The sequence below is a fragment of the Acetobacter aceti NBRC 14818 genome (genome assembly GCF_000193495.2).
Lineage (GTDB): Bacteria > Pseudomonadota > Alphaproteobacteria > Acetobacterales > Acetobacteraceae > Acetobacter > Acetobacter aceti.
On record NZ_AP023410.1, the window covers coordinates 1,610,875 to 1,635,592 of the forward strand.

The window sequence follows — 24,718 nt, forward strand, 5'->3', positions numbered from 1 at the left end:
GGCGATATCTCGTAAATTATCCCTCCCATCAGGCATGTAGGGCCAGCGCTTTTCGCCCTTCTGCCATCGGGAGGTCATGATGGTGTCTCTGTCAGTTTTCGATCGCACACCCTGTCGGATCGCGTCGTTCAGCGTGTTTTCTGTCCGTTATGGCGCAGGAGCACCCTGACATGCTGCTTCTGACAGCCCTTGTCTTCGGGGTCGTGGTGGGCGGGATCATCCTGCTGGTATACCTGAATAAATTCGGCGACTGGCTCGTCACGAGTGATGTCCTCTCTCCGAGCCTCATCATGATCTGCTCCTATCTGGCGTGCATGTTTCTGTTCCACCGTCATGACTGACCGAGAGAGCACGATGCCCCTCAATGACACCATTCTGCAGGCCGGTGAGAGCAGCGTCGATAAAAAGGCTGCCCGCCTTGCCGCCTATGAAGAAGAATATGGCGCGGAAGAAGCCGCAAACCGCAAGGAACTTCGTGACATGACGTTGTTCTGTGCCTGCGTCTGCGTCATCTGCGGGGTTGTCATATCGATCCCCTTTCATCCGGTCATCGTGTTCTGTTTCGGGCTTGCCGCGTGGGTCTATCCCCGCAGGCCGATGCTGGAAAAATGCAGGACCGCAGAAGAACGACGGAAGTTCTACGGGCTCGACTGAACAGGTCCGATTCAGAAACCACTTTTACTGACGAAATCAAATAAATCCGCCTGAATACAGTCGGCGAGACAGACACACATCCAACTGCCTCCAATATCCGATCTTTCCATCATCTCACAAAAAAGGAAAATGCCTCCATGTCCTCACGCTCGCTCAAAATGCTCGGCGGTGCTGTTTCTCTGACAGCCATGATCCTGCTGTCCGGCTGCGCCACGGAAGGCAACGAAAGCCTCAAGAACGAAACAGTGACCTCCATCGACCAGAAGATTCAGGATGGTGTCACGACAAAGGCCCAGATCCGGGCTCAGTTCGGTGATCCCCGTGAAAGCTCGTTTACCGACAGCGGCCATGAACAGTGGCGCTATTCCTTCACCAATGCCTCATCGGACGCGGCGAACTTCATTCCGCTGTATGGCGATCTCCATCAGGGCACACACGGCACCGAGAAAACCCTGACCGTTCTCTTTAACGGTGACGTCGTCTGGCATCACACGATGAATGCCTCGGCGGTCAAAACCGGAAGCGGCGTCTTCTGAGCCCGCATCCGGCATCCCGGATGACGGGTGACATCTGCTTCCTCCATGAAACGGACTCCCTTCATGAAACCTTTCCTGTCTTTACCCCTGTCGGCCATGTTGTCGCTGCTCACTGTTTCTGCTCACGCTCAGGCGGCCAGTCAGAGCGACAGACAGATGATTGCGCACGCCCACTGGCTCAGCGCAGAGCAGGCCCGACCGGCCACATCCTCGGATACCGCCACCCTGAAGGCCGTCCCCGACCTCACGAAAACAGCCGGACAGTATCACGATCTGTGCGGGACACGCGTGACACCCAAAATCCTGCCTCTTGATGTCGGCGGTACTCCCGGCATCCTCACGGCGGTCATCGAAGAAGATCCAGCCTGCTTCGGGGGTGATGGCGCCCGCTACACCCTTCTCGACAGAACGCATCATGTCGTGTGGCAGAACTCTGCTGCCGCCATTGCCATTCTGGAAAGCCGTCATGACGGTGTTCACGATCTGAGTTTCGGAGGACCGGGTCCAAAGACGCCTGTCTGGAGCTGGTCGGCAGCCAGACACGCCTATCAGTTACGCGCCGTCATCGACACAGAATAAAAAGAACCCGCCATGAACAGGAATGACATCGATTTTGAAGGGATCAGGGCCCGGTTGGGTGTGTTCTGGAACACGCCGGATGAACTGACTCTGGCTGCGCTGGGCAGCACCGTTCTGGCGGGGTTTCTGTCCTGTGCGTACCGCCATGTCGAACGCGGCATGAATTCGGTTCAGCACGCCGGCTTCAGCGGGTTTCATATTCTGGGCATCATACTCTGCCTGACCATCGCCTGTTTTGGTGCATCGTGGTTGAGCCGGAAGCGCGCCTCCTTCAATATCCCTCGTCTTTACTGTGATCGCGCGTCATGGAGCATGGCGCTGTTCTGTCTCGTCAGGATCTACGTTTTTCTGCAATCATCGCAGACAGAGACAAGCCGCTTTCTTTTTGCGTTCTCGAGCTTCCATCTCTATTTCACACCCGGTTCCGGCATTCTGTTTCTCCTTGCTGCTCCCGTCCTGCTGTGGCGAGCAGCCCGGATCGAGAAGGCACTGGAGGTGGACAGACAGCAGGACGGGAGAGAGCCTGAACTGCTGCCGCCACATGATGACAAAAACGACTGAACGGCAACCGGCCTTCCATGTGGAAAGCTGGCGCGGTTCATTCCGTCACGCACACATTACTCACGCACACGTCTGTATGGAGAAGAGAGAGAACGTCGCTTCCCATATCGTGCATTACGATCCGGCACCAATGTGCGACGTTCCTCCCCGTTGCAGACAAGCTGAGCGACAGCCGCTTCGATGGCTTCTGAACAGATGGCCTCCAGCCAGTCCGGGTGCGCCATCATGTCGAGCCAGATCACGCGGAGCAGCGGTCGGCCCGGCTGACTGAACCAGTCCTGCTTGTCCTCCAGACGGTCCAGAGAGGCTTCCTCGACATCCGCCCGGCAGATCCGGTCGGAGCCCAGCATGCCCATCACCTCGATGCAGACCAGCGGGGTCTCCTCATCCGGTGCGCAGAGACCGAAATCGCTGCGCAGATAACGCCCTTCTTCCAGCCAGGGATGGCAGCACACGTCCAGTTCATCGGGAACCAGCTGCACGAGGGTTTCCCAGACAATCCGCTCGGGTGCGGAGTCCAGTGTCGTACCGTCGGACGCCTGCTGTCCCGATCGTGGCAGATCCGGATAACGCCGGGCGAGCGCCTCCAGCACCCGCCGCCAGTCACCGAGGCTTTCGCCCAGCTGGTCCAGATGCCGGGCCTCGGGGCCGCAATAGCGCATCATGGTCGAGACCGGCGGTGCGCCCAGCCGTTCGGTGAGTGCTGCCATGAACTGCAGGTCCTCGTCTGTCGCATCCCACGGCGAGAGGCGACGGGTCTGGCGAAGACGGCGACTGGTGCGGGATACGCCATGTGGGCCTGTCTGATGGCGTGAGGTCTGATAACGCATGATGAAAATCCTGTGCAGAGCCATCGGACAGAAGGGTTTCTGTCCGATGGCAGAGTGATGACCAGAGTTGATGGAGAGATGATCCGGCATTCACGCCGAAGCGGGACTGTCCATGACCTCCTGAAGCGTCTCGCCAAAATCTTCGAGGAGATCACCGAGCAGCAGCACATGGCCTTCCAGCGGGCGGCCAAACGGCAGCGTGTCGTCCGGACCGTCATCGCGGGCGACACACAGGGCGGGCAGCAGCACGTCGTGCATCTGCAGCCAGACATCGATCAGCCGGTCGAGGCCAGTGCGGGGCAGAGAGAAATGTTCGGCAGACATAAAGGGGTAATCCTTGTTCCTGCCTGCCCTGCAGACGCAGATCGACACCGGCACGCTCCTGAAGCGTCCGGTGACCGAAAAGCCGTCTGGGGCAGGCCATGAAAAAAGCAGGGGTTGGGAGAGAGAGAAAAAAAGCGTTCAGTGGCCCCGGCAAGACAGATCGACCGGCAGCAGATCATCCTCTTCGGGACATTCGAGCACACCGAGATGTTCCAGGCCGGCCTGCAGGCTGTAGCCGGGCGCGCACGCCGTGCTGAACCAGCGCGGATCAACAGCCAGACCGTTGATGACAGGGGCAGCCTCCACCGCTGTAGAGGCTGACAGGCAGATCAGGTTCGACGGATTGATCTGCCGGCTCAGGGCGTCGAACAGCAACAGATCCCTTTGCGGATCTGTCAGCCCCAGCAGGTCTTCTGGTGCCAGACCCGCCAGCCGCCCGCTGGACGCGGCATGCACGATCAGACTCATCGGCGTATGGAACATCAGATGCGGCCAGAGCTCCCGGGCCGCGCGATGCAGGCACAGGCCCGGCAGGGCCAGTGCGGGGTCGTCCTCCGCGAGAAAGCGCCGCAGGAAATGGTAGTTGAAGACGGCGATGGCGTTCGGAGCCTCCATGCCCTCTTCGGCGAAGACCAGCGATTCATCGAAGCACAGCCGTCCGCTGGCGTCGTGATGCAGCTCCATCGTGCGGACGTAATCCCATACCGTCGAAACGGTGAGAGGGGTCCAGAGGATATTCTGCACCACGACCACGAAGCGGCTGCCCTCGGTAAAGCCGGTCATGGGTCTGGCCGGCCACCAGCTGATCAGACGCAACCGAAGGGACGTGAGCTGTCCCACACCGTCAGAGCGGAACGCACTGACCGGCGAGGCGGGAGAGAAAAAGGAAGACGAAATTCGTATCATGAAACATGTCCTGAAAGGCGAGGAAGGACACGGCGAGGGCACACAGGCCCAGACGCCACGTTCTTCTCTCTGGGAACGAAGGGACCAGTCCCTTCATCGACAGCCCTCAGAACCGAGGATGTCGCCCTGTCCGATCGTCTTCTCACAGACCTTGTCTTCCGGTTTCCCGGATGCAGACTTTGACGGGGTCAAAGTCGCGCCGTCAGGCGCGCATCCGGCGACGTTCGAAGGACCATGCGAAAAATGGCGGATAACCGTCGTTTTTCGGCGTTTTGCGTGCGCCCTGCGCACCAAAATGCGGTATCGTGCCTTAAATCAGGGTCGAAGCAGCCGATTGACGCTTATTTCAGCGAATGACAGGTCACCGAACCTCATTATTTTCGGAGAAAATGACGCCATTCTGAGACGGGACAGGCTGTCATGGCTCTGGTGTGACGGCATATTGGAGAGCGTCATGCTGTCCCGTGATGCCGCTCTTGATGATGTCATCGTATTTCAGCGTGCCTACGCTTGCGGAAATGATATCACGACAGATGACGTCATACGGATAAGGCCAGACGAACCCATGAATATCTGTTGGTTGATGACTGGAAAATCCGATGCAGACGAACTTTGATCACAGAGGATGTCATTCCAATCGCATTGAAATCGGGGCTATCGGGAGACAGCGACATCATCTACCAGGCAAATTCGGATAGCGCGTTCATCATGTCCGGTTTTTGCGAGATGGGTTGCAGCGCAAGGAGGCTGCATGTTTATCTCGATAAAAATGGTGAAATGCAGGCGGTCGCCTTTCAGGGCGTTCAACCGGACAGCAAGATGGACATACAGCATACGCCACCCGCCCCTTGCGTGCTTGCGTTCGTACGTGAACCCTATGCACACGAGCATCTTATCCAGTTTATCCGTGTGATATCCCAGAGAGAAATCGACGACCTGGCGGCGTCAGGAGAAAGGCGGTAATTTGGCCGCATATGGGAGGTCGACGTGGACAGCGCCAATTGTCGACCTCATATGAATGCTCCGGTCGATTACCGACCGGAGCATTCGTCCTACCGTAATTTTGTGCGGGACAGTAATGAGCCTAAGCAGACGAATACTTATCGCGTATCAGCCTGCCACTATCTCTGAAACAAAGGGAGCGGCTTGAGTAGGAATGTTCATGCGCAATGATAGCAAAGCCAATACGTTTTATGAAAAATCCATTGGATCGGTCAGAAATTCAGAAAAATAACTTTCCCACTCATGCCGGCCTCTCAACACACTTCTTTATTGCTTCGTCCACCAGCGCTCCTGTGCATTCCGACATGTTTTCCAGCCAGCCTTTTCTAATTCCATACATAATCGACGCGTTTGCGCAGTTCCAATCGGCCATGGTCGTTCAAAAAACGCTTCAACTATTCGCTTTGAAGTCAGCAATTCCTGACTTGCTGATGCCCATATTTCAAAAATACCTGGATCGAATTGGTCAAGAGCGACATCAAGGGTTGTCTGCTGTTGGTCTTCCTTGAAAAATGCGTCATCTTTACGCCCTTTACCTCCAAAAAGCAGGTCGAAAACTGCCGCTTCAGCTAACAGTGCACCAAATTTATCAACTGGATCTTTCCGAAGAAAAAACGCATTATTTTTAAATTCGATCCCTCCGAAAAATAATCCAACCGAAACCTTCTCCGGGGGTGGCCAGCCGAAGTCGTCCACGGGATTTCTCTGAGCATTGTAAGCAGCTCGAAGTTTAGCCTCTTCTTCGTTGAAGCAACGCTCGAGGCGACTGCGGAGAACGTAGCTCGTAAAGGCTTCAGGAATAAGATAGTACCACTCTTTAGACTCAACCTCGTACCACTGCCGGTTTATGGGATCTCTTCTTTCCAGTTTTCCACTTTCCTGACCTATCCGCTGGTTTTCACGTGCCCAGAGAGAAATTGCCGCTGACGAGTAATACCCTTTGACCGGGTCGAGTTCTTTTCCAGATGAAGACGCTTTCGCAGCCAGCGAGATTTCATTCCATGCCTCCTTGGCACCGACATTGCCTTTTACAAGTGCTGGGTAGTGTTCATCCAGATTTTCTGGCCACACCGCCACCCACTGCTCGCAAGCAATATTCCACATCTCTGCGGCACCTGTTTCAGCATTAAGACGCGTATGACCTTTCAGCCATTCAATGCGCTCGATCGTAGAAAAGTAATCCGGATCGCTGATTTGTATCATTTCAGTCTCCCTGTTTGTCTACGGTGACGCTAACCGCGTGACATCGAGAAAATCCAGAAAAATTAAAGCACAAAATAAAAACACATGCTTTTATGTCGACCGGATTTACAGTGCGAAATAGTCATGGAGCATTACGGATTACTATGGAGCGTTTCCGTATGTGATTTGAAGCCTTAAATCACTTTATCGTGATACTGTTTTGTGAAAGCCCAGCATCGCCGACCGCTCTCTGCCACGACTCTGGATAACGACTCTCACGCTCCAATTACCTGGTGAGCATCCGCGTACGTATGCTGCCATCGGATGACGAACGACATCTATGATAGGGCTGGTGCCCCAATGATTCACGACATCATCTGGAGGCATTGGTTCTGGATGAAAGTGGGGCCGTTGTTCAATGGAGCCAAGAGCTTCGACGTGGAGGGTTCGAAGAACCCTTGATTGATTACTCTTGCGCCTGATTTCTGGTTCCTGGTCCTGATTTTCACTCTGCGTTTTGAGCAGAGAGAGGGTTTCATGCTCTGGATTGCTACGCGGCGGCGTTAATCCGCTCCAGGAGGAGAAAGCGGCGCATATTATAGACGATATTGGCCTGCCCGATCCTCATGGTGCCCGCGTTAAGCCTACGGTTCGGACGAACAGTCCCGTCTGTGATTTCTGATCGGCAAAGACATGCTCGACGCGGGATCGGATCACTGATTTTCCTGCGTTGGATCGCTGGATATGGCGGGGCATGGGTTTGAGGTGCGGCTTTTTCCTGTGAACCTTCGAGACAAAGCCCTGCTTTTCCATGAAGTCCTCATTGGCTTTTGAGCGGTAGGCTGTGTCTGCCCAGACCGTTGAGGCTGTATTGCTTTTATCAAGCAAGCCCTCTCTCAATCGCGCGCCGTCACTGGCAGCGGCATCTGTCGTCTTCCATTTGCGGATCAGCCGAAATTTCCTATCGATGGAGATGTGCGACTTGTAACCAAAAAACGGGATGGCCAGATCCGTTGCGGGCATACTCCCGTCTTCCTGTCGCTTCGCTTTCGTGAATTTCAGGGTCCAGCGCGCATGCCTGTCCTTGTGGGACAGCTTTGCCGGTTTATCCTGCCAGTCCTGTGGGATCCGTCCTTCCCGCAGATCAGTCTTTTCATCGTTGGTATTGCGCTGCTTCGGAGCCGCTACCAGCGTGGCATCCAGGATTTGGCCTGACATCGGCAGATAACCAGCGTTACGCAGGGTCGCATCAAAGCGGTTGAACAAAATATCAATTGCTCCCGCCTGTGTCAGACGCTCCCTGAACAGCCAGATGGTTTTGGCACCAGGCACACGGTCCGACAGCCCCAGATCTAAAAAGCGCATGAAGGAGAGACGGTCATTGATCAGGTATTCCGTTCGTTCATCGGACAGATTGTTCAGCGTCTGGATCACCAGGATTTTGAACATCAGCACCGGATCAAACGGCGGACGACCGCCTTTACTGCCGTCTGCATAGGCCAGCGCTTTATCCAGATCAGGACGAAATGCTTCGAAATTCACAGTCCGGGAAAAGGCTTCGAGCTGATCACCAAGCCCGCTCAAACGAGAAAGCCGCTCTTCAACATCAAAGAAACCGGGCTGTTTCATGTCGCCACTCCTCCAATAAAAACCGGAAAAATGGAATCACAGAGAGGGCCTCAAAACCAATAGGTTTTTCGAACCCTCCAGAACGCCTCTCTTGCCGGCCTGGCGCCCCACGCGCGCGAAAGCGGCACATGGAAGGGTGCACGGCGAATCTGGGGAGGCCGCCGAAAGGTTCGCGAAGCCCTCTATATAGCAGCCCTGTCCGCCTCTCACCGCGTGCCCGCGCTCATCGCCATGCAGGACAGGATGCGCGCCAAGGGCAAGGCGCCAAAGACAATCCTCATCGCCGTCGCACGACAACTGCTCGTCATACTCAATGCCATGATCCAGAAACAACAGCCGCAGCAGATCAATTGATCAACACAGTTGCCCCCAACGGGTGGCCTTTTTGTGCTCGAAATACGCCGCAGGATGCAAATGAGATTCAAAGCAGGAGTGAAAACACATGTGCATGGCGACTGAAGCAAGCTCGTTTTAAAGAGGTGAGGCAGCAGAATATCCCAGCTGTAACAAAATCTCACGTCGCAACTTTAAAAAATAGGGATCATCCCTGTGGCGCTGGAAAGGCGCATCTACACGGATATCGGACAGTACGCGCGAACGGTTCGCGCCGCCCAGAACGATCACGCGCGTCGCCAGAAAGAGGGCTTCATCAACATCGTGAGTGACCATGATCGCGGTGAAATCACGTTCTTTCCACAGTCTGTGTAACTCCGTCTGCATCGTGAGCCGGGTCAGGGCGTCCAGCTTTCCCAGCGGTTCGTCGAGGATAAGCATGCGTGGATGGTTAACCAGCGCGCGTGCGAGCGCCGTACGCTGGGCCATTCCGCCTGAAAGCTGGTGCGGCCACGCTTTTTCAAACCCGTTCAGGCCGACGAGACGGATGGCCTCCTCGACAGCCCGCCTATCCCTCTTTCCGGAAATGTCCTGTGAAAGCGCGACATTCTGGCGTACGGTCCGCCACGGATAGAGCGTCGGGTCCTGAAACATCACGATCCGGTCCGGTCCGGTCCGGGACCGGTGACAGGCTGGCCGTCCACTTCAATCCAGCCAGCAGCCGGTTTCTCTAGCCCTGCGATCAGACGCAGCAGGGTCGATTTGCCACACCCGGACGGTCCGAGAAGGGCGACGAACTCACCCGCCTCCACGTTCAGGTTCATCTCGTGAATGACCGGGCGGTAAGCGCCGTCAATCTGATAGCCGTGTTCGACGCCGCGCACATGCAGGGCCAGTTCCTCGCCCGGCGCTTTCAGTTGAGCTGTCACCATTTGAGGCCGTCCTTCTGCCAGACAAGCAGTTTGTCTCGCACCCGGAAGAGCAGCGTGATCAGACCCGTGCACATGACCGACATCACCACGAGGGCCGCATACATGTTGGGATAGGCGGCCCATCCCTGCGCCCACTGCATGTAGAAGCCAAGGCCCGCCTTCACGCCCAGCATTTCGGCCACCACCAGCATGGCGAACGACGCGCCCAGCCCCATGAACAGACCGACGAAAATCTGCGGTAGGGCGGCAGGCAGCGCCACATGGAAGACAAGAAACCGCTCCTTCGCGCCCATGGTGCGGGCTACGTCATGAAAGGCCGGGTCCACGGCTGAGATGCCGGACCAGGTCAGAACCGCGACAGGAAAGGCGGAGGCCAGCATCATCAGGGCTTCACCGGCGACCCAGCTTGACGGGATCATCACGAAGGCCAGCGGCAGAAGTGCGACCGGGGGAAGAGGGCCGATCATACGCAGGACCGGATGCGCCCAGTAACGGAACCGCAGTGACCGTCCCAGCCCGATCCCCGTGGCAATGCCGATGAGCGAGCCCAGACCGTACCCCACCAGCAGCAGCCCGAGCGAATGCAGCAAAGAATTTCCGAGGCGCGACCAGTCCGTGAGAAAAACATCCAGCAGATCCTGCGGCGTGCCGAAGAAAGGGCGGGGCAGCAGGAGCAGTTTGGCCTGCACCACTTCCCATGCGCCCAGTCCCAGCCCGAGCGCCACCGCCCAGGCGGCCCGTTCTCGGAGCAGTTTCAGCGCGGCGCCAACCAGCAGAGCCACGCCCACCACGGCGAATCCGGCTGCCAGCGCGTCTGTGGCGGGGAAATCATCCGCGTCCGGCCAACGCCATGTCAGCAGGGCGGCCAGAAGCCAGACCGGGCCTGCAAACCATGCTATCGGTGACACCCGCGTCGCAGTCTTCTGGCTGGTAATTGCCGTATCCACCCCGAACGTCGCTTCCGCCCCGCTCATGATGCGAACAGATCCTGTGTGACACGCGCGGCGTAACGTGTGGTGTCGAGCGATGGTCGGAACACGCCGACTCCTTTCAGGGCTTCGGCATAACGCACGATCTCATCACGGAAAGAACCCGCAAGTGTCTGATGATGATGCCCCTGAATGCGGATCATCTCAGCCAGATCTTTCGCAGGAACTTTGGGGGCAAAAGGCTGGAATATTCTACCGGCTTCATCGGGGTTGCAGGCGAGCCACGCTCCCGCATCCATGATCGCACGGGTCACAGCCCGCGCCACATCCGGTTCATCGCGCACAAGACTGCCTCGCAGTCCGATGACGCAGCAGGCGGTATGCGCCCATGTGCCAGTCATGTTGCTGTCGATGTCGCACAGGTTGAACTGCTTCTTCTGCATCCAGCTGACAGGATCGGCATCCGAAATGGCCTGTACTTCGCCGCGCTGGAGAGCCAGCGGCAGCAGGTCCGGAGGAAAGGCACGCCACGAGACGTCCGTTTCCGGGTCTATTCCCACCTCTTTCAGACGAATGGAGAAGAAATTACGATCCGGTCCTCCCATGTCGGTCACACCGACCGTTTTGCCTTTCAGATCGCTCAAAGAGCGGATCGCGCTGTCATGCGCCGCCATCAGATACATGCAGCCCGCGTGAAGACCAGCTACGAGCTTGACGTCGAAGCCCTGCTGTAACGGCTTGAGCCACCGCAGCGCCATGCCGGGCGCTCCGTCAGCCTTACCCGTGGCTAGCGCTTCGAGAAGCTGGTCGGTCGCACCACCGAAATTGACGTAATCCACTTCGATATTGTGGCGGGCGAAAAAGCCTTTTTCCTTCGCCACAGGCACCGCCGCTGTGCAGATCGCCGTCTCGTTCCACGCGATCGTCAGCTTGCGTGGCGTGGCAAGAGGCGTGACTGCACCGGTGATCGCCGCTGTGCACGGCTCCGCATGTCCCATTGCGTCCTGGGCGTGAAGCGGACGGGAAGCGAGGGCGGCTGCTCCCGCACCAGACAGGAGTCCGCCCAGAAGTCGCCTGCGGGAAAAGAAAGCGCTGAATGTCATCAGACCGTATTCTCAACTTTCAGAGAAGCCGCGAGCGGCGCAAAGGGAAGATGGTGAAAAGTGCGACCGCACCAAGCAAGACCGGCGGCAACCGCGTCGCTGATGACGATGTCGCGGACCGCACAGAACAGCACATCATGTGTTCCTGACGTGCGGATATCCTCAATCACGCAGTCCAGCGTCACGGCTGCATCATCGAGAAGCGGCGCACCTGTTTTTCCAACGCGCCAGACACCGGAAGCGAATTTCTCTTCGGGCGTGCGCCGGGAACTGGCGAACACACCTGCCACATCGTCATGACCGCGGCCAAGAATGCTGATTCCAACCACGCCGTTGCGTCGGAATGCTTCGTGAGAACGATTGCTGCGATTGAGGCAGACGAGAACCGTCGGAGGCGTATCACTCACGCTTGTTATGGCGGAGACAGTCAGGCCCTGACGACCGGCCGGACCGTCGGTAGCCACGACCGTCACGGGTGCTCCGAGACGGCTCATGGCTTCCCGAAACAGTTCAGCCGGGACAAAAGTCTGCTCATCGACCACAATGTCGTCAGGCTGCATGGGAGGCTTTTCCTTTCTCCAGTCCCAGTGCCGCCAGAACACGGTCACTTTCCGTGCGGTCCATCCAGTCAGGCGAGACGTCGGCAAAGCGTACGACACGCCCGGGACCGATGACGATCACGGCAGGCTTGGGAAGTTCCCATGTATTTTCGAGACCGTTCAGTGCTTCGCTCTTTCCGCCCTTTGCGAGCGCGCTCTGCCGGGATGGTTCATCGAATGTGTAGGTAAGACCCAATGCGCGTGACAGCTTCAGCCCTGCATCGGTTGCGACCGGGAAAGGCAGGTCATGGCGCGTGGCAATCTCGGAAAGAAGCGCCGTCGGCTGGGGAGAGATCGCCAGAAGGGGAATGCCGGACGCTTTCAGTTCAGGCCACAATGTATCGCGATAATGGGGAAGAGCAATGTTACAGGCCGGACATCCAGCAAAGCGGAAGAACACCAGAACGGCCGGTCCTTTCGCCACCAGATCATCCAGTGACACCGTGCTTCCGTCCACGGCAGACAGCGCGAGCGGCGGCAGCACGTCTCCTGCCTTTACGGCAGATGCGGTCTTGCCGTGATCGCGGATCAGTGTGGCCCGCTGATTGACGTTTACGGCCAGAGCCGCGGGCTCCCACGTGCGCTCGCGCTCTTCTTCCAGTTCCCGGAACTTGGCGCGGAGAGGGGCTACAGATGCGGATGACGTCATGAGAAACCTCGTTGCAGATATCGGTATGATCCGATCCTGCCGCGAAGACTTCCCTGTCTCATAAAGAGTTCTTGTCATCCATTCCTTGAACATTATTCAAGCGCCAGCCGCTGCTGCCAGCAGATCCCCGATATCGTTTGCAGCATCCCCGAGACGGTTGCGGCGGACGAGAATGGTTTCGATCTCTGGGACAGCGGGAAGAGCGTCACTTGTGATTGTGGGCAGCCCTTCAGCCGTGGCGAACCGGCGTGTACGGCAACTCACACCAAGCCCACCACGGACCCCCGCCCGCATGGCTGGCAGATTGGGTGTTTCCAGTACCAGCCGGTAGTCACGTCGCTCCTGTGTCAGAGCACGCAAAGCAGCGTCCCGAAAACGGCAGGGTGGCTCGAGAAGAACAAGCGGCACTTCAGACAACTCGGCGATGGCCGGATCCCCGATCCACGCCATACGGTCATGCCCCACCACTTTCCATGTCGCGCCGGAACGGTCTCCATGCTGTCCAAGGCACAGAACGAGATCGAGTCGGGAGCGGTCGAACAGATCCAGGAGTTCTGCTGATCCACCAATCTGGATCACAAGGCGGGAACGCGGATGCGCCAGACGGAACTGTCCAAGCACGTCCGGAAGGAGTGTGTCGGCAAAATCCTGCACCATACCGACAGTGATCGGTTCCGGCTCCGAGTCCTGACCGAGCTTGCACATGATCCGGTCGTTGAGCGCGAGAAGCTGACGGGCATATCCGACCAGTTCCTCTCCGATGGGCGTCAGAATCAGGCGACGTCCATCACGTCGGAAAAGCTTCTGCTGGAGCACGTCTTCCAGACGTTTCATCTGCAGGCTGAGCGCGGACTGTGTCAGGAAAATCGTCTCGGTTGCCTGCGCCATGGAACCTGCTTCCACGATCGCCACGAATGATCGCAGAAGTTCGCTGGGAACATTGCGGGCCATGCGTTGAGGCAGGGGAGCGTTCAGATAGGGATCAGCGGGAGGGCCAGAAGAAGGCCGGGTAGACTGGGACATGATGGGCTCCGGTCTCGATCTCCGTTTAATGACCGGTTCGGCCATATTACGACAGATGAAGTGTGTATTGAGTATTCCTTGCTTGCTTTTTATCATTTTTCAAGTGTTAATTTTAATATAACTATATTTTATAGTGATTTTGGAGGGATAACCATGTCCGTCGAGTTCATCGGTTACGTCGGCAGCCGCAATCATTCAGAGATCATCCCGCCATCAGGTCCGGTCGTTGATCCAAAACATATCGAAACAGCGGCGAAAATTCATGAGAATGGCGGATTCGACCGCGTTCTGGTCGCCTTCCATTCCAATTCACCCGAAAGCATTCTTATCGCCCAGCACGCGGCGTCTGTCGCGCCGGATCTCGGTCTTCTGATCGCTCATCGTCCCGGTTTCAATGCGCCTACTATCGTCGCGCGTCAGCTTGCCACGCTCGACAACCTCACGCGGGGACGTGTTGCCGTGCATATCATCACGGGCGGTAGTGATTTGGAGCTGCAGGCTGACGGCGATCATACGACTAAAGCCCAGCGTTACGCCCGCACCAGTGAGTATCTCGATATTGTGCGGAAGGAGTGGAGCGAAACCTCGCCATTCGATTACAAGGGCGCGTTCTATGACGTCCGTGGCGCCAATTCGCTGGTCCATCCGTATAATGCAGATGCCATTCCTGTTTACTTCGGCGGTTCTTCGGCGGAAGCGATCGAAGTCGCCGGCAAGCATGCCGATGTCTATGCCCTGTGGGGTGAAACCTACGAGCAGGTGGCCGAAACCGTCTCACGAGTTCGCGCGGCTGCCGCGAAACATGGTCGGTCGCCGCGCTTCTCGCTCTCACTACGGCCTATTCTCGCGGAAACGGAAGAGGCGGCATGGGCGCGCGCCGATCGTATTCTTGAAAAAGCCCGCGTTCTTCAGGAAACGACTGGATTTGTTCGGAATAAAGATGTGCCCAATGAAGGATCGCGTCGCCTTCTGGCTGCGGCCTCGCAGGGAAGGCGGCTCGACAAGCGTCTCTGGACCGGGATTGCGGAACTGACCGGGGCCAAGGGAAACTCCACTTCGCTTGTCGGCACACCCCAGCAGGTTGCTGAAGCGCTCATCGATTATTACCGGCTCGGAATTTCCACATTCCTGATCCGTGGGTTTGATCCGCTGCTTGATGCATATGAATATGGCCGTGATCTGATCCCGCTGGTTCGTGAACTGGTGGCGGAAGAGGATACTCGCCGCCTGACACGCGTGGCCTGAAGCCTTCATGTCCGACACACATGAACGTCCCGTGCTCCTTGATCAGATCGGTGGTCCCATCGCCACCGTTCTGACCGATTATGCGCAGCAGGTGCGTGTGGTCGAGGGCAACCGCGACACCGCAGAGCCCTGGCAGACCGCAGGTGCCGACATTCTGCTGACCGGACCTTCTCCCGCGTGGGCGAAAGCGCCATCGTCACCTCCAGCCTCATGGCAGGATGGTCCACGCTGGGTTCAGATTGCATCTGCCGGAATAGACAGTTTTCCAAAGTGGTTGACGGAAGGCCGGATCGTGACCTGCGGGCGTGGCGACGCCGCTACACCGATTGCGGAATATGTGCTCTCCGCCCTGCTGCATCACGAGCGGCAGGTAGATGTGCTGCATCCTGTCACACCGCAGCAATGGACTGATGTCACCGCACCTTTCCGGCAGAATCCCGTGACCGGCACCCTGTATGGACGCACGCTGGGTCTTGCGGGTTACGGTGCGATAGGGCGGGCTATCGCCTCCCGGGCCCTTGCTTTCGGCATGCGTGTCCGGGTGTTTCGCCGTAGCGCGTGGACAGAAGTAGACGATGGCATCGAACCCGTCTCTTCACTCAGTGAGCTTTTCCATCAGGCCGATCATCTTGTTCTGGCCATGCCGCTTACTTCCGAGACGCGAGGTGTCATCAACGAGGATATCCTGCGTTCTGCAAAGGAAGGATTGCACCTCGTCAATGTCGCACGCGGGGCGCTTGTAGATCAGGATGCGCTTCTGCGTGCTCTGGATTCTGGCCGACCGGCTTTCGCTACACTGGATGTCACCACACCTGAACCTCTTCCCGCCGGACATCCGCTCTATACGCATCCCCGTGTCCGGCTGACGCCTCATATCAGCTGGGTCGGGCCGGACGTTCGCGCCAATCTTGTGCAGCGTATCCGGACCAATCTGTCCCGTTTCCTCAGAAATGAACCCCTTCTCGACGTGATCGATCCAGAACGTGGCTACTGATCACAGCAGATTTAAGGACTGTATCCATGAACGCCATTTCTCCCGTTGCAGCTCCCAAGGCCCGCACTTTCAGGCTTGAGCCCCGTCCACCGGCGGCATCGTATGAAGAAGAGCGGCTGCATCGCAAACAGCGATTGGCAGCCACGTTCCGTCTGTTCGGACGTTATGGTTTCGATCAGGGTCTGGCAGGCCATGTGACGGCGCGTGATCCGGAATTCCCCGATCAGTACTGGATCAATCCTTTGGGTGTGCATTTTTCGCAGATCCGTACATCCAACCTGCAACTCGTTGATCATGACGGGAATATCCTGATTGGAAATCGTCCTATCAATACGGCGGGTTTCACCATTCATTCCGCACTGCACAGGGCGCGCCCGGATGTGATTGCCGCAGCCCATACCCATTCCACTTACGGCAAGGCTTTCTCCGCTCTCGGTGTTCCTTTACTGCCGCTCACTCAGGATTCCTGCGCTTTTTACGAAGATCATGCTGTTTTCGATCCTTTTTCGGGTGTGGTGCTGGAAGACAGCGAGGGGGATCGTCTGGCCGAGACACTGGGCAACCGGAGTGCCCTCATTCTCCAGAATCATGGTCTGCTGACGGTCGGTCATTCCGTGGAAACAGCTGCGTGGCGTTTCATTTCAATGGATAATGCCGCTCATGCCCAGCTTCTCGCGCAGGCTGCGGGACCGCTGAAGCCGATCTCTCATGATATAGCCAGCAAGACTGCCGCACAGGTCGGCACGGAACAGGGTGGCTATTTCTCGTTCCAGCCTCTGTGGGACTGGATTGTCGCGCAGGAACCCGACCTTCTCGACTAATCTCTCACGACAGGAACGGCTTATGACCACAATTTCTTCCCTGCGCGATTTCATCGTTGATTTCACGAAACTTCACGATACGGACAGTGATCCGCAGAAACTTCAGGCGGAAGGAGCAAAACTCCTCCGCAGGCTGGTCTCCCGAGACGACTGGCTGCCTGACGAATTCGCGCAGCCTAGTCCGGAACGTTACAGCCAGTATCTCCTGCATTGCGATCCACTGGAGCGTTTTTCAGTCGTCAGCTTTGTCTGGGGGCCAGGTCAGAAAACTCCCCTGCACGATCATCGTGTATGGGGCCTGATTGGCATGTTGCGTGGTCGTGAGAGCGAAACACAGTATGAGCGTGACGCAACAGGTCATTTTCATGCCAGGGAAACCAGCTTTCTGGAACCGGGTGAAGTCGCAACCCTGGCTCCGGGCGTCAATGATTATCATCTTGTGGCCAATGCGCTGGAGGATGAAACGTCGATCTCCATTCATGTCTATGGCGCCAATATTGGCGGCGTTTCCCGTGCCACCTACGATCCGGAAACCGGCGCGGAGAAAACCTTTATTTCGGGCTATTCCAGCGAAGAGACACCCAATCTGTGGGATCGTTCCCGCGAAAGGCAGGCAGCATGAACGCGCTCTTCCCTTCTGACGCACCGATTGCGGAAACTGCTTCGGAAACCGTCCGTGAACGGCTGCGTGCCGGTAAGGAAATTGCTCTTCTTGATGTGCGTGAAGAAGCTTTTTTTGCAGCAGGGCACCCGCTTTTTGCGGTCAATCTCCCGTTGGGACGTATTGAAGAGCTGGTTACAGCCCTTATTCCCCGCCATACCGTGCAGGTCGTGGTGTATGACAATGGAGAGGGGCTTGTCCGCCCTGCCGTCGAGTTGCTCAGGCAATTGGGTTATGCGGATGTTTCGGCTCTGACGGGTGGCCTGGACGGTTGGCGTGCATCCGGAGGCGAACTGTTCATCGACGTGAATGTGCCGTCCAAGGCGTTCGGCGAACTGGTCGAGCATGTCCGCCATACGCCTTCCCTGCCAGCGGAAGAGGTACATGCCCGCATCGCGCGAGGCGATGATCTTGTCATTCTCGATGCACGGCGTTTCGTGGAATACAACACGATGTCCATTCCCGGCGGTCGCTCCGTGCCCGGGGCAGAACTCGCCCTACGGGTGCGCGATATAGCGCCGTCACCGGATACCACGGTGATCGTGAACTGCGCTGGCCGCACGCGTTCGATCATTGGCACGCAGTCTCTGGTCAATGCAGAAATTCCCAACCCTGTGTTTGCCCTGCGCAATGGCACGATCGGCTGGACGTTGGCCGGGTTCGAACTCGATCATGAGGCCAGTCGCAAAGCTCCGGATTTCACGGAGGCAAATCACGTCAAAGCGCGACAGAGAGCGCAGGAGCTTGCCGAAAAGACGGGTGTTGAGTTCATCACGCCTGTCCAGTTTAAAGAACTTGAAAGCAGGGCAGACCGTTCCCTATACCGGCTCGACGTGCGGTCACCGGAGGAATATGAATCCGAACATCTGGAGGCGTTCCGATCCGCCCCCGGTGGTCAGCTGGTGCAGGCAACGGATGAATGGATCGGTGTTCGTCACGGCACGATCGTTCTGACAGATACGGATGGTGTTCGTTCCCGCATGACAGGCCACTGGCTGCGTCAGCTTGGCTGGAAGCATGTGTATGTTCTGGATGACTGGACAGGGCTGAAGCGGGAAACGGGGCCACAACCTGTTCTCCTGTCGCGTTCTCTTGCTGATATTCCTTCGATCACACCAGCTGATCTTCTGACTCAGAATAAGGGATCCAACCCGCCCTTGATCCTTGACCTTGCTACCAGTCGGATATTCAGAACAGAGCATATTCCCGGAGCTTTTTTTGTCATTCCAACGGATCTGGTGTCCCCTCCCGATGTTCTGAAGAAGAGAGGGGTTGTTCTGACTTCTCCTGATGGCATTGCTGCACAGATTGCCGCTCGGCATCTTGTGGAAAATGGTGTCGCAGTACAAGTGCTGCAAGGCGGAACCGCAGCATGGAAAGCATATGGTCAGGCGCTTGAAGCGGGTCTATTCAAAGAAAATAGTCTTTCAGAACCAGTAGATATCTACAAACGACCTTATGAAGGCACTGACAATGCCCGTGAAGCCATGCAGGCTTATCTGGATTGGGAGTTTGGTCTTGTCGCCCAGCTTGAGCGAGACGGCACCCACGGTTTTTCTGTGCTGGAAACGTAACCTGGTTCTGTTCATGCGAGCAAAAAAGGGAGAAGTGGAAGCCGCTTCTCCCTTTTTTTCTTCTACTTGATGAGACATTGGTTGCGGGAGCAGTAACGAATATTATTATATAAAACCGATCATTATAATGATTGCATTTCTAATGTTTACGGAAAACGAATCAGTATTATAAAAACATTTTGTATTACTATCAGGCTCCAGGAAGGGAACATGATTTCCATGCTCCCGGCCTGTTTATCTTCATCTTACAATGTAAATCGTGCAGTTGCGTAAATCGTGCGAGGATCGGTGTAATATCCTGAATAGTAAATCGGAACACCGCGTCCCTGTGTAAAGGCTGTTCCCTGCAGATAGCGATGATCCAACAGATTGCGTCCTTGTACCTGTAGCTGCCAGCGCTTATCGGGACTGGTCCAACTCATCATGGCGTTGACATAGGTCTGGGCGGGAATCCGGTCCTGCCGGTTGGCCTGAGATGTTGTGTGCAGATTGGTCTGGAAGGAAACGTCTGCACCGATCACGAAGGTTCCCGGAAGAGACACGGGAATATGATAGGTCAGAGAGCCCGCATTCTGAAAGCGGGGCGACCAGGGGAGTGGCGCTCCTGCATAAGGCGTCGTGTTGTAAAGACTGCCGTCAGCCAGAGCTATCCGTGCGGCATTTCCTTTAAACTTGTCCAGAGAGGAATAAAGATAGGAAGCGGTATAGTGAAAATCGAGATCTTTCGTGATCTTGACGAATGTTTCGATCTCGGCACCTACAGAATGACCTTTTCCTGCGTTAAACCGACGGCTCAATCCCGAAGATGGATCAAGCGTTGTCAACTGGATATCATCAAACTGATTCCAGAACAGAGCACCGTTGAAGCGTATGCGCCCGGGTAGAGGATCGGTTTTCATGCCGACTTCGTAGGTCGTGACAATTTCGGGCTTGTAAGGGATGGACGCCTGGAGACTGCCTGTGGCTCCGGGTGATTGCGCACGGAAATCGTATCCTGCTGATTTGCCACCCTGTGAGATGGAAGCATATGTCATCAGATTTGGGCGCGCCTGCCAGCTGATCGCTCCTTTGGGTAGAAGCTGTGTCCAGCTCTTGTTGCCAGAGGCGGTCCAAGCGATGCCACCCTGCGGTGATGAAGACAGGAGTGTCGCAAGCTGGTTGGCCACTGTAGTAATGTGATTACCACCCGCGAGATAGCTCAGCGTTTCAGAGTTTGAGTGATTCTCCCAATTGAACCGTAATCCCGCTGTCAGAGTTACTGTCGGGGTGAGATGATAATGCGCCTCTCCGTAAACAGCCCAGTTGCGATTGAGCTGATCAATGACCGCATTGACCGGCATATAGCGTATATCTGCCGGATTATTCGTCATTGTACCATAAGGATTGTTAGCGTTGCGATTTGTAAACCAGTCTTCGTAAAGGAAATAGGCACCGACATTGAAATCAAGTTTGCCGTAATCACCATGGAGACGGAGCTCTTCTGAATACATTCTATCTTTGTAATAGAGTTGTTGAGATGATCGAGAATAGGCATCGCCAAAATTGTCGTACATCCCTTTATCGTCATATCCCCGGATGCCCGTGATCGAAAACAGGGTCAGATGTGGGGAAATAGTATAGCGGACATTGCCGGTAAAACCGGCCTGTGAGTAATTGTTTTTTGGAAAAGCTGGGTTATAATTACCGTATTTGTAGTAATTCAACATATTCCCGACGCCGCGGTTGGTGCTCCCATCAACGGTTCCATCGAAGGCAAGAGTGATGTCCCAGTCTTCATTCGGCGTAAAGCGGAGTTTCCCGCGTGCCTGTGTGTAGTCGATATTATTGGTGTCTTTATTGACAGCATAGTTATGATCCACGCCGTCACGGGCATGATGATCAAATGCTATACTACCATAGATCTTGTCTTTCAGGATGGCGCCACTTGCGGCCACCCCGACCTGCCATTCATTGTAGGTGCCATAACCGGTCTGGACTACCACGCGCCGTTTGTTGGTCGGCACGATGGTATTGATATGCACCGCACCCCCCTCGGACTGGTGGCCGATAGATGTGACAGGCCCGCGATCGATCTGGATATTCTCCACGTCGAGCAGTTCCTGCATGTTACCCATGTTGCGCGGCAGATAGACCCCATCGATATAGGTGCCGACAGAAGGCTCACCCTGCGGATCAATTTCACCAATGCCACGAATGAAGTAATTTATGACTGAATAGCCTGGCATATTATTGGGGATATAGAGATTGGGTGTCAGACGTGCGAGCTGTTTCGTGCTTTGCACTCCCAGACGATCAAGACGCTCCGCGGACATCAATGTCGCGGAAGATGGTGTTTTCTGAAGGATGGCTTCCTTGCGGGCCGTGCGACTTTTCCCTGTAACGTTTACGGTTTCGGCCTGCGTCGATGCACGCACAGCATGAGGTGTCTTGTTGTGACGCGGAATCTGCCCGGAACCGGAACTCCCTTTTTCTGCAGCCGGGTGCCTGATGCCCGCTGTTGCTGCAAAGACATCCTGTGCTGATCCAAAAAGAATCGTTGCGCAGCATGTTGTCTGGAGCAGGAAAGAGTAAGGGAAACGCCTGTTTCCAAAAGACTCTGCCGAATTGGCGCCACGACGAACATACATTTGTGCCTCGATCTCGTTTGCAACAGAATAAAATGTGAAGAATGACCTGCATTGTCACTTACTTGGCATATTCAACAAAACTTCTGACGCGGTCGATCAATTAATACAAAAGAGATCGTTGACCTTACCTGTTTGTTGCAGATTTAGAATGCTCATTCATATATCAATAATTTTTTATGATCATGCTATGATAATTCATGAAAAGATAGAAACCGGTTGATTCATGGATTTGAGTGGAACGCACATGACATCTTTCACGAGATACCTTTCTCGCCGTCGTTTTGGTCTTGGCGCGCTTTCCTCTCTTTGCAGTGCACCGCTTCTCACATCCGGCAGTCTTCATGCGGAAGAACTTTCATCCGTTACCCTGCGCGTTGCGAGTTTTCGAGGAATGGATTCTACAATCCTGCCTGCAGCCGGTCTTACAGATTTTCCATACAAGGTGGAATTCAGCGAGTTCAATTCCGGAAATCTTATTGCACAGGCAATCAACGCTGATGCAATTGACGTTGGGCAATGGAGCGAAATCCCTCTGGCCTTTATTGCCGCCTCAAACGCACGCGTGAAAGTGGTTGCTGCCATTGATGGAGCGACAACCAATCAGGCGGTTATTGTGCCAGCCAACTCTTCTGCCCGCTCATTCGCCGATCTGAAAAATCGCAAGATTGGGTATATCCGTTCTACAACCGCTCATTATTTCCTGATCCGTATGCTTGCGAAGGCAGGTCTCACTCTTGCTGACATCACGCCTGTGCCTTTGGGCATGAGCCAGGGGCTTACGGCGCTGAAGTCAGGCAGTCTCGACGCCTGGGCAACCTATGGGTATGTGATTCCCATGCTTGTGGGTGATGGCTCTGCACGTATTCTGGAGAGTGCTGAAAATATCCTTTCCGGACATTACTTCATCGGAGCTAATCCTGTTCGGCTTCCCGATCCAGCATTTCGATTGGCTGTTGCAGATTACATCAATCGTTTGGGAAAGGCTTATGCGCTTCTGACGCAGAATAAGGAGAAGTGGGCAAAGGTCATTTCTCCAGTCATTCAGGTTCCGGAAAACATCGTGCTGAGCGATCTCAATGCACAGAACCGCCCGTTTCGTATACGTCCCTGGAACGAAGATGATATTAGAAGCGCACAGAATGTTGTCGATACCTTTATCGAACAACGTCTGATTTCTACACGCCCGGATTTCAAATCTGTTTTTTCAAATGATCTGACACCGCTCCTCAAAGGATAGGCCCGATAATCATGAGTATGGTGGTCGTCAGAAGTCCGCCATCATACCAATGTCAGAGGGCGGTCTTGCAACTGGGTAGTGTCTGTTCAGATTGCTCTGTACGTTATCATGGACACGGTCGGCGATATTTTTCTGGATGATCTGATGAATTCAAATGACGGGATCAATGGCATCGCCAGACCATCAGAATAAAAAAGTTCCGTTTTGAATTCGCTTTATCCGTCAACTCCTAGATGTTTCAGAAGCGTAGCGCGCAACTGCACAAAGGCTGGATCGTAATGTCGTCGTGGGTGCGAAAGCGAAATGGGTAACTCTGCCCGGATGCGTCCTTCTTCAAGCACGACAGCCCGGTCTGCCAGCAGAAGAGCCTCGTCCACATCATGCGTTACGAGCAGGACGGCGCTTTTGTGACGTTGCCAGAGGGCCGATACCAGATCCTGCATGTGCAGGCGCGTCAGAGCGTCCAGTGCAGCAAATGGCTCATCCAGCATCAGAAATTTTGGTTCCCGGATGAGCGCACGCGCCAGCGCTGCACGCTGAGCTTCTCCTCCGGACAAGGTCAGTGGCCATGCGTCCGTACGATGACCAAGCCCCACTTCTTCAAGAACCTGGAGGGTTCGAAAAACCCTCTGGTTTTGGGCCTCTCTGTGTGATTCCATCACTCCTGCATTGATTGGGGGCATGGATCATGAAGCAGCCTGGTTTCTTTGATGTTGAAGAGCGGTTTGCTCGGCTGAGCGGGCTTGGTGATCAACTCGAAGCGTTTTCCCGGACTGTGGATTTTGAAGTGTTCCGCCCTGATCTTGAGAAGGCTCTGGCCTATTCAGACGGCAGCAAAGGCGGACGTCCGCCGTTTGATGCCGTGTTGATGTTCAAAATTCTGGTGATCCAGACGCTGAACAATTTGTCTGATGAGCGGACAGAGTATCTGATCAACGATCGCCTCTCCTTCATGCGTTTCCTTGGTCTGGGGCTGTCGGATCGTGTGCCTGACGCCAAAACGGTCTGGCTGTTCCGCGAACGTCTGACACAGGCGGGTGCGATTGAAAGACTGTTTGACCGCTTTGACGCGACCCTGCGCAACGCCGGGTATTTGCCGATGTCGGGCCAGATCCTGGACGCAACGCTGGTGGCTGCTCCAAAGCAGCGCAATACGAATGCCGAGAAGGCAGATCTCCGGGCAGGGCGTATTCCTGAAGACTGGCAGGACAAGCCGTCCAAACTGTCCCACAAGGATCGCCATGCGCGCTGGACGCTGAAGTTCACGAAAGCAAAGCGGCAGGATGACGGGAGTATGCCTGCAACGGATCTCGCCATCCCGTTCTTTGGCTACAAATCTCACGTCTCTATCGACCGGAAGTTCCGGTTCATCCGGAAATGGAAGACCACAGACGCCGCCGCCAGCGATGGGGCACGATTGAGAGAAGGTCTGCTTGATAAAACCAATACGGCCTCAACCGTTTGGGCAGATACAGCCTATCGCTCAAAAGCCAATGAAGACTTCATGGACAAAGAGGGTTTCGTCTCGAAGGTTCACAGGAAAAAGCCGCACCTCAAACCCATGCCCCGCCATATCCAGCGATCCAACGCAGGAAAATCAGTGATCCGATCCCGCGTTGAGCATGTCTTTGCAGATCAGAAATCACAGACCGGACTATTCATCCGAACTGTTGGCATCATACGGGCCACCATGAGGATCGGTCTGGCCAATATCGTCTACACTATGCGCCGCTTCCTCTTCCTGGAACGGATCAGCACCGCTGCGTAGCAATCCAGCAGAGGATAACT

The 24,718-nt window shown here is 55.5% G+C and carries 25 protein-coding genes and 3 pseudogenes; 14 read left to right on the forward strand and 14 right to left on the reverse strand.

Translation table 11 applies throughout. From position 1 onward, the window contains the following. Positions 1-170: 170 nt before the first annotated feature. The 5 genes from EMQ_RS07280 to EMQ_RS07300 all read left to right on the forward strand — a co-directional run bounded on the left by EMQ_RS07280 (position 171) and on the right by EMQ_RS07300 (position 2,330). On the forward strand, positions 171-341 hold the full coding sequence (locus EMQ_RS07280; RefSeq protein WP_018307607.1) for a hypothetical protein: 171 nt from the start codon (positions 171-173) through the stop codon (positions 339-341). A gap of 13 nt (positions 342-354) precedes the next feature. Continuing rightward, complete coding sequence (locus tag EMQ_RS07285) at positions 355-654, forward strand: hypothetical protein (protein WP_010668666.1); 300 nt, start codon at positions 355-357, stop codon at positions 652-654. A gap of 137 nt (positions 655-791) precedes the next feature. Then, positions 792-1,190 (forward strand): hypothetical protein, encoded by a 399-nt coding sequence (locus EMQ_RS07290; RefSeq protein WP_018307608.1) that lies wholly within the window; start codon positions 792-794, stop codon positions 1,188-1,190. Between the two features lie 63 nt (positions 1,191-1,253). Beyond that, entirely contained in the window at positions 1,254-1,769 is a 516-nt protein-coding gene (locus EMQ_RS07295; RefSeq protein WP_010668774.1) for a hypothetical protein, read from the forward strand. Between the two features lie 12 nt (positions 1,770-1,781). Next, positions 1,782-2,330 carry a hypothetical protein gene (locus tag EMQ_RS07300; RefSeq protein WP_010668775.1) on the forward strand — a complete coding sequence of 183 codons (549 nt, stop codon included), beginning with the start codon at positions 1,782-1,784 and terminating at the stop codon, positions 2,328-2,330. A gap of 56 nt (positions 2,331-2,386) precedes the next feature. On the opposite strand, the gene EMQ_RS07305 is transcribed toward EMQ_RS07300, so the two are convergent. From EMQ_RS07305 to EMQ_RS07315, 3 genes are all read right to left on the reverse strand, one after another. Beyond that, positions 2,387-3,160 (reverse strand): hypothetical protein, encoded by a 774-nt coding sequence (locus tag EMQ_RS07305; RefSeq protein ID WP_231367978.1) that lies wholly within the window; start codon positions 3,158-3,160, stop codon positions 2,387-2,389. A 90-nt stretch (positions 3,161-3,250) separates the two neighbouring features. After that, positions 3,251-3,484 (reverse strand): hypothetical protein, encoded by a 234-nt coding sequence (locus tag EMQ_RS07310; RefSeq protein WP_010668777.1) that lies wholly within the window; start codon positions 3,482-3,484, stop codon positions 3,251-3,253. A 138-nt stretch (positions 3,485-3,622) separates the two neighbouring features. Continuing rightward, positions 3,623-4,390, reverse strand: a complete 768-nt coding sequence (locus EMQ_RS07315; protein ID WP_010668778.1) for a hypothetical protein — start codon at positions 4,388-4,390, stop codon at positions 3,623-3,625. A gap of 612 nt (positions 4,391-5,002) precedes the next feature. Between EMQ_RS07315 and EMQ_RS07320 the strand changes: the two genes are divergently transcribed. Further along, a complete protein-coding gene (locus EMQ_RS07320) occupies positions 5,003-5,353 on the forward strand; it encodes a hypothetical protein (RefSeq protein ID WP_018308235.1) in 351 nt (116 codons plus the stop codon). 306 nt (positions 5,354-5,659) lie between these two features. Here the strand turns inward: EMQ_RS07320 and EMQ_RS07325 are convergent, their stop codons facing one another. Together EMQ_RS07325 and EMQ_RS07330 are read right to left on the reverse strand one after the other, a co-directional pair. Next, positions 5,660-6,595: a hypothetical protein gene (locus EMQ_RS07325; RefSeq protein WP_018307613.1), complete on the reverse strand. Its 936-nt coding sequence runs from the start codon at positions 6,593-6,595 to the stop codon at positions 5,660-5,662. Positions 6,596-7,124: 529 nt separating this feature from the next. Continuing rightward, positions 7,125-8,203 (reverse strand): annotated as a pseudogene (locus EMQ_RS07330) (IS5 family transposase). Positions 8,204-8,287: 84 nt separating this feature from the next. Here EMQ_RS07330 and EMQ_RS07335 point away from each other — a divergent pair. After that, positions 8,288-8,557: pseudogene (locus tag EMQ_RS07335) on the forward strand (transposase); the annotation flags it as partial. Between the two features lie 117 nt (positions 8,558-8,674). On the opposite strand, the gene EMQ_RS17335 reads toward EMQ_RS07335, so the two are convergent. The 7 genes from EMQ_RS17335 to EMQ_RS07365 form a co-directional block, all read right to left on the reverse strand. Continuing rightward, a complete protein-coding gene (locus EMQ_RS17335; protein WP_018308231.1) occupies positions 8,675-9,190 on the reverse strand; it encodes an ABC transporter ATP-binding protein in 516 nt (171 codons plus the stop codon). Then, positions 9,190-9,468, reverse strand: coding sequence for an ATP-binding cassette domain-containing protein (locus EMQ_RS17340; RefSeq protein ID WP_018308230.1), 279 nt, complete (start codon positions 9,466-9,468; stop codon positions 9,190-9,192). Before EMQ_RS17340 ends, EMQ_RS17335 begins: the two co-directional genes overlap by 1 nt. Continuing rightward, positions 9,462-10,442 (reverse strand): ABC transporter permease, encoded by a 981-nt coding sequence (locus tag EMQ_RS07345; RefSeq protein WP_010668224.1) that lies wholly within the window; start codon positions 10,440-10,442, stop codon positions 9,462-9,464. The genes EMQ_RS17340 and EMQ_RS07345 overlap by 7 nt, the downstream gene beginning before the upstream one ends. Then, positions 10,439-11,500: an ABC transporter substrate-binding protein gene (locus EMQ_RS07350; protein ID WP_010668223.1), complete on the reverse strand. Its 1,062-nt coding sequence runs from the start codon at positions 11,498-11,500 to the stop codon at positions 10,439-10,441. Before EMQ_RS07350 ends, EMQ_RS07345 begins: the two co-directional genes overlap by 4 nt. Further along, positions 11,500-12,060: a flavin reductase gene (locus EMQ_RS07355; protein ID WP_018308229.1), complete on the reverse strand. Its 561-nt coding sequence runs from the start codon at positions 12,058-12,060 to the stop codon at positions 11,500-11,502. The genes EMQ_RS07350 and EMQ_RS07355 overlap by 1 nt, the downstream gene beginning before the upstream one ends. Continuing rightward, complete coding sequence (locus EMQ_RS07360; RefSeq protein ID WP_018308079.1) at positions 12,050-12,748, reverse strand: peroxiredoxin-like family protein; 699 nt, start codon at positions 12,746-12,748, stop codon at positions 12,050-12,052. Before EMQ_RS07360 ends, EMQ_RS07355 begins: the two co-directional genes overlap by 11 nt. Positions 12,749-12,844: 96 nt before the next feature. After that, positions 12,845-13,771, reverse strand: a complete 927-nt coding sequence (locus tag EMQ_RS07365; RefSeq protein WP_010666025.1) for a LysR substrate-binding domain-containing protein — start codon at positions 13,769-13,771, stop codon at positions 12,845-12,847. A gap of 153 nt (positions 13,772-13,924) precedes the next feature. On the opposite strand from EMQ_RS07365, the gene EMQ_RS07370 reads away from it, so the two are divergent. From EMQ_RS07370 to EMQ_RS07390, 5 genes are read left to right on the forward strand one after another with little or no spacing between them, the layout of a single operon-like run. Next, a complete protein-coding gene (locus EMQ_RS07370; RefSeq protein WP_010666026.1) occupies positions 13,925-15,016 on the forward strand; it encodes an LLM class flavin-dependent oxidoreductase in 1,092 nt (363 codons plus the stop codon). A 7-nt stretch (positions 15,017-15,023) separates the two neighbouring features. Beyond that, the gene (locus tag EMQ_RS07375; protein WP_010666027.1) at positions 15,024-16,010 is read left to right on the forward strand and encodes an NAD(P)-dependent oxidoreductase; all 987 of its coding nucleotides are present in this window, start codon (positions 15,024-15,026) and stop codon (positions 16,008-16,010) included. Between the two features lie 26 nt (positions 16,011-16,036). After that, positions 16,037-16,831: a class II aldolase/adducin family protein gene (locus EMQ_RS07380; RefSeq protein WP_010666028.1), complete on the forward strand. Its 795-nt coding sequence runs from the start codon at positions 16,037-16,039 to the stop codon at positions 16,829-16,831. 22 nt (positions 16,832-16,853) lie between these two features. Beyond that, on the forward strand, positions 16,854-17,453 hold the full coding sequence (locus EMQ_RS07385) for a cysteine dioxygenase family protein (protein ID WP_010666029.1): 600 nt from the start codon (positions 16,854-16,856) through the stop codon (positions 17,451-17,453). Then, on the forward strand, positions 17,450-19,066 hold the full coding sequence (locus EMQ_RS07390) for a rhodanese-like domain-containing protein (RefSeq protein WP_018308228.1): 1,617 nt from the start codon (positions 17,450-17,452) through the stop codon (positions 19,064-19,066). The genes EMQ_RS07385 and EMQ_RS07390 overlap by 4 nt, the downstream gene beginning before the upstream one ends. A gap of 245 nt (positions 19,067-19,311) precedes the next feature. On the opposite strand, the gene EMQ_RS07395 is transcribed toward EMQ_RS07390, so the two are convergent. Beyond that, positions 19,312-21,480 carry a TonB-dependent receptor gene (locus tag EMQ_RS07395; protein ID WP_231367977.1) on the reverse strand — a complete coding sequence of 723 codons (2,169 nt, stop codon included), beginning with the start codon at positions 21,478-21,480 and terminating at the stop codon, positions 19,312-19,314. Between the two features lie 457 nt (positions 21,481-21,937). On the opposite strand from EMQ_RS07395, the gene EMQ_RS07400 reads away from it, so the two are divergent. Next, positions 21,938-22,930 carry an ABC transporter substrate-binding protein gene (locus EMQ_RS07400; RefSeq protein ID WP_010665822.1) on the forward strand — a complete coding sequence of 331 codons (993 nt, stop codon included), beginning with the start codon at positions 21,938-21,940 and terminating at the stop codon, positions 22,928-22,930. A 215-nt stretch (positions 22,931-23,145) separates the two neighbouring features. On the opposite strand, the pseudogene EMQ_RS07405 reads toward EMQ_RS07400, so the two are convergent. Beyond that, positions 23,146-23,541: pseudogene (locus EMQ_RS07405) on the reverse strand (ATP-binding cassette domain-containing protein); the annotation flags it as partial. A gap of 74 nt (positions 23,542-23,615) precedes the next feature. Here EMQ_RS07405 and EMQ_RS07410 point away from each other — a divergent pair. Then, positions 23,616-24,698, forward strand: coding sequence for an IS5 family transposase (locus EMQ_RS07410; protein WP_185230054.1), 1,083 nt, complete (start codon positions 23,616-23,618; stop codon positions 24,696-24,698). Positions 24,699-24,718 lie beyond the last annotated feature (20 nt).

Coding starts and splice junctions, on each gene's coding strand:
- EMQ_RS07280 (WP_018307607.1), top strand. CDS start 171: ATGCTGCTTCTGACAGCCCTTGTCTTCGGGGTCGTGGTGGGCGGGATC.
- EMQ_RS07285 (WP_010668666.1), top strand. CDS start 355: ATGCCCCTCAATGACACCATTCTGCAGGCCGGTGAGAGCAGCGTCGAT.
- EMQ_RS07290 (WP_018307608.1), top strand. CDS start 792: ATGTCCTCACGCTCGCTCAAAATGCTCGGCGGTGCTGTTTCTCTGACA.
- EMQ_RS07295 (WP_010668774.1), top strand. CDS start 1,254: ATGAAACCTTTCCTGTCTTTACCCCTGTCGGCCATGTTGTCGCTGCTC.
- EMQ_RS07300 (WP_010668775.1), top strand. CDS start 1,782: ATGAACAGGAATGACATCGATTTTGAAGGGATCAGGGCCCGGTTGGGT.
- EMQ_RS07305 (WP_231367978.1), bottom strand. CDS start 3,160: ATGCGTTATCAGACCTCACGCCATCAGACAGGCCCACATGGCGTATCC.
- EMQ_RS07310 (WP_010668777.1), bottom strand. CDS start 3,484: ATGTCTGCCGAACATTTCTCTCTGCCCCGCACTGGCCTCGACCGGCTG.
- EMQ_RS07315 (WP_010668778.1), bottom strand. CDS start 4,390: ATGATACGAATTTCGTCTTCCTTTTTCTCTCCCGCCTCGCCGGTCAGT.
- EMQ_RS07325 (WP_018307613.1), bottom strand. CDS start 6,595: ATGATACAAATCAGCGATCCGGATTACTTTTCTACGATCGAGCGCATT.
- EMQ_RS17335 (WP_018308231.1), bottom strand. CDS start 9,190: ATGTTTCAGGACCCGACGCTCTATCCGTGGCGGACCGTACGCCAGAAT.
- EMQ_RS17340 (WP_018308230.1), bottom strand. CDS start 9,468: ATGGTGACAGCTCAACTGAAAGCGCCGGGCGAGGAACTGGCCCTGCAT.
- EMQ_RS07345 (WP_010668224.1), bottom strand. CDS start 10,442: ATGAGCGGGGCGGAAGCGACGTTCGGGGTGGATACGGCAATTACCAGC.
- EMQ_RS07350 (WP_010668223.1), bottom strand. CDS start 11,500: ATGACATTCAGCGCTTTCTTTTCCCGCAGGCGACTTCTGGGCGGACTC.
- EMQ_RS07355 (WP_018308229.1), bottom strand. CDS start 12,060: ATGCAGCCTGACGACATTGTGGTCGATGAGCAGACTTTTGTCCCGGCT.
- EMQ_RS07360 (WP_018308079.1), bottom strand. CDS start 12,748: ATGACGTCATCCGCATCTGTAGCCCCTCTCCGCGCCAAGTTCCGGGAA.
- EMQ_RS07365 (WP_010666025.1), bottom strand. CDS start 13,771: ATGTCCCAGTCTACCCGGCCTTCTTCTGGCCCTCCCGCTGATCCCTAT.
- EMQ_RS07370 (WP_010666026.1), top strand. CDS start 13,925: ATGTCCGTCGAGTTCATCGGTTACGTCGGCAGCCGCAATCATTCAGAG.
- EMQ_RS07375 (WP_010666027.1), top strand. CDS start 15,024: ATGTCCGACACACATGAACGTCCCGTGCTCCTTGATCAGATCGGTGGT.
- EMQ_RS07380 (WP_010666028.1), top strand. CDS start 16,037: ATGAACGCCATTTCTCCCGTTGCAGCTCCCAAGGCCCGCACTTTCAGG.
- EMQ_RS07385 (WP_010666029.1), top strand. CDS start 16,854: ATGACCACAATTTCTTCCCTGCGCGATTTCATCGTTGATTTCACGAAA.
- EMQ_RS07390 (WP_018308228.1), top strand. CDS start 17,450: ATGAACGCGCTCTTCCCTTCTGACGCACCGATTGCGGAAACTGCTTCG.
- EMQ_RS07400 (WP_010665822.1), top strand. CDS start 21,938: ATGACATCTTTCACGAGATACCTTTCTCGCCGTCGTTTTGGTCTTGGC.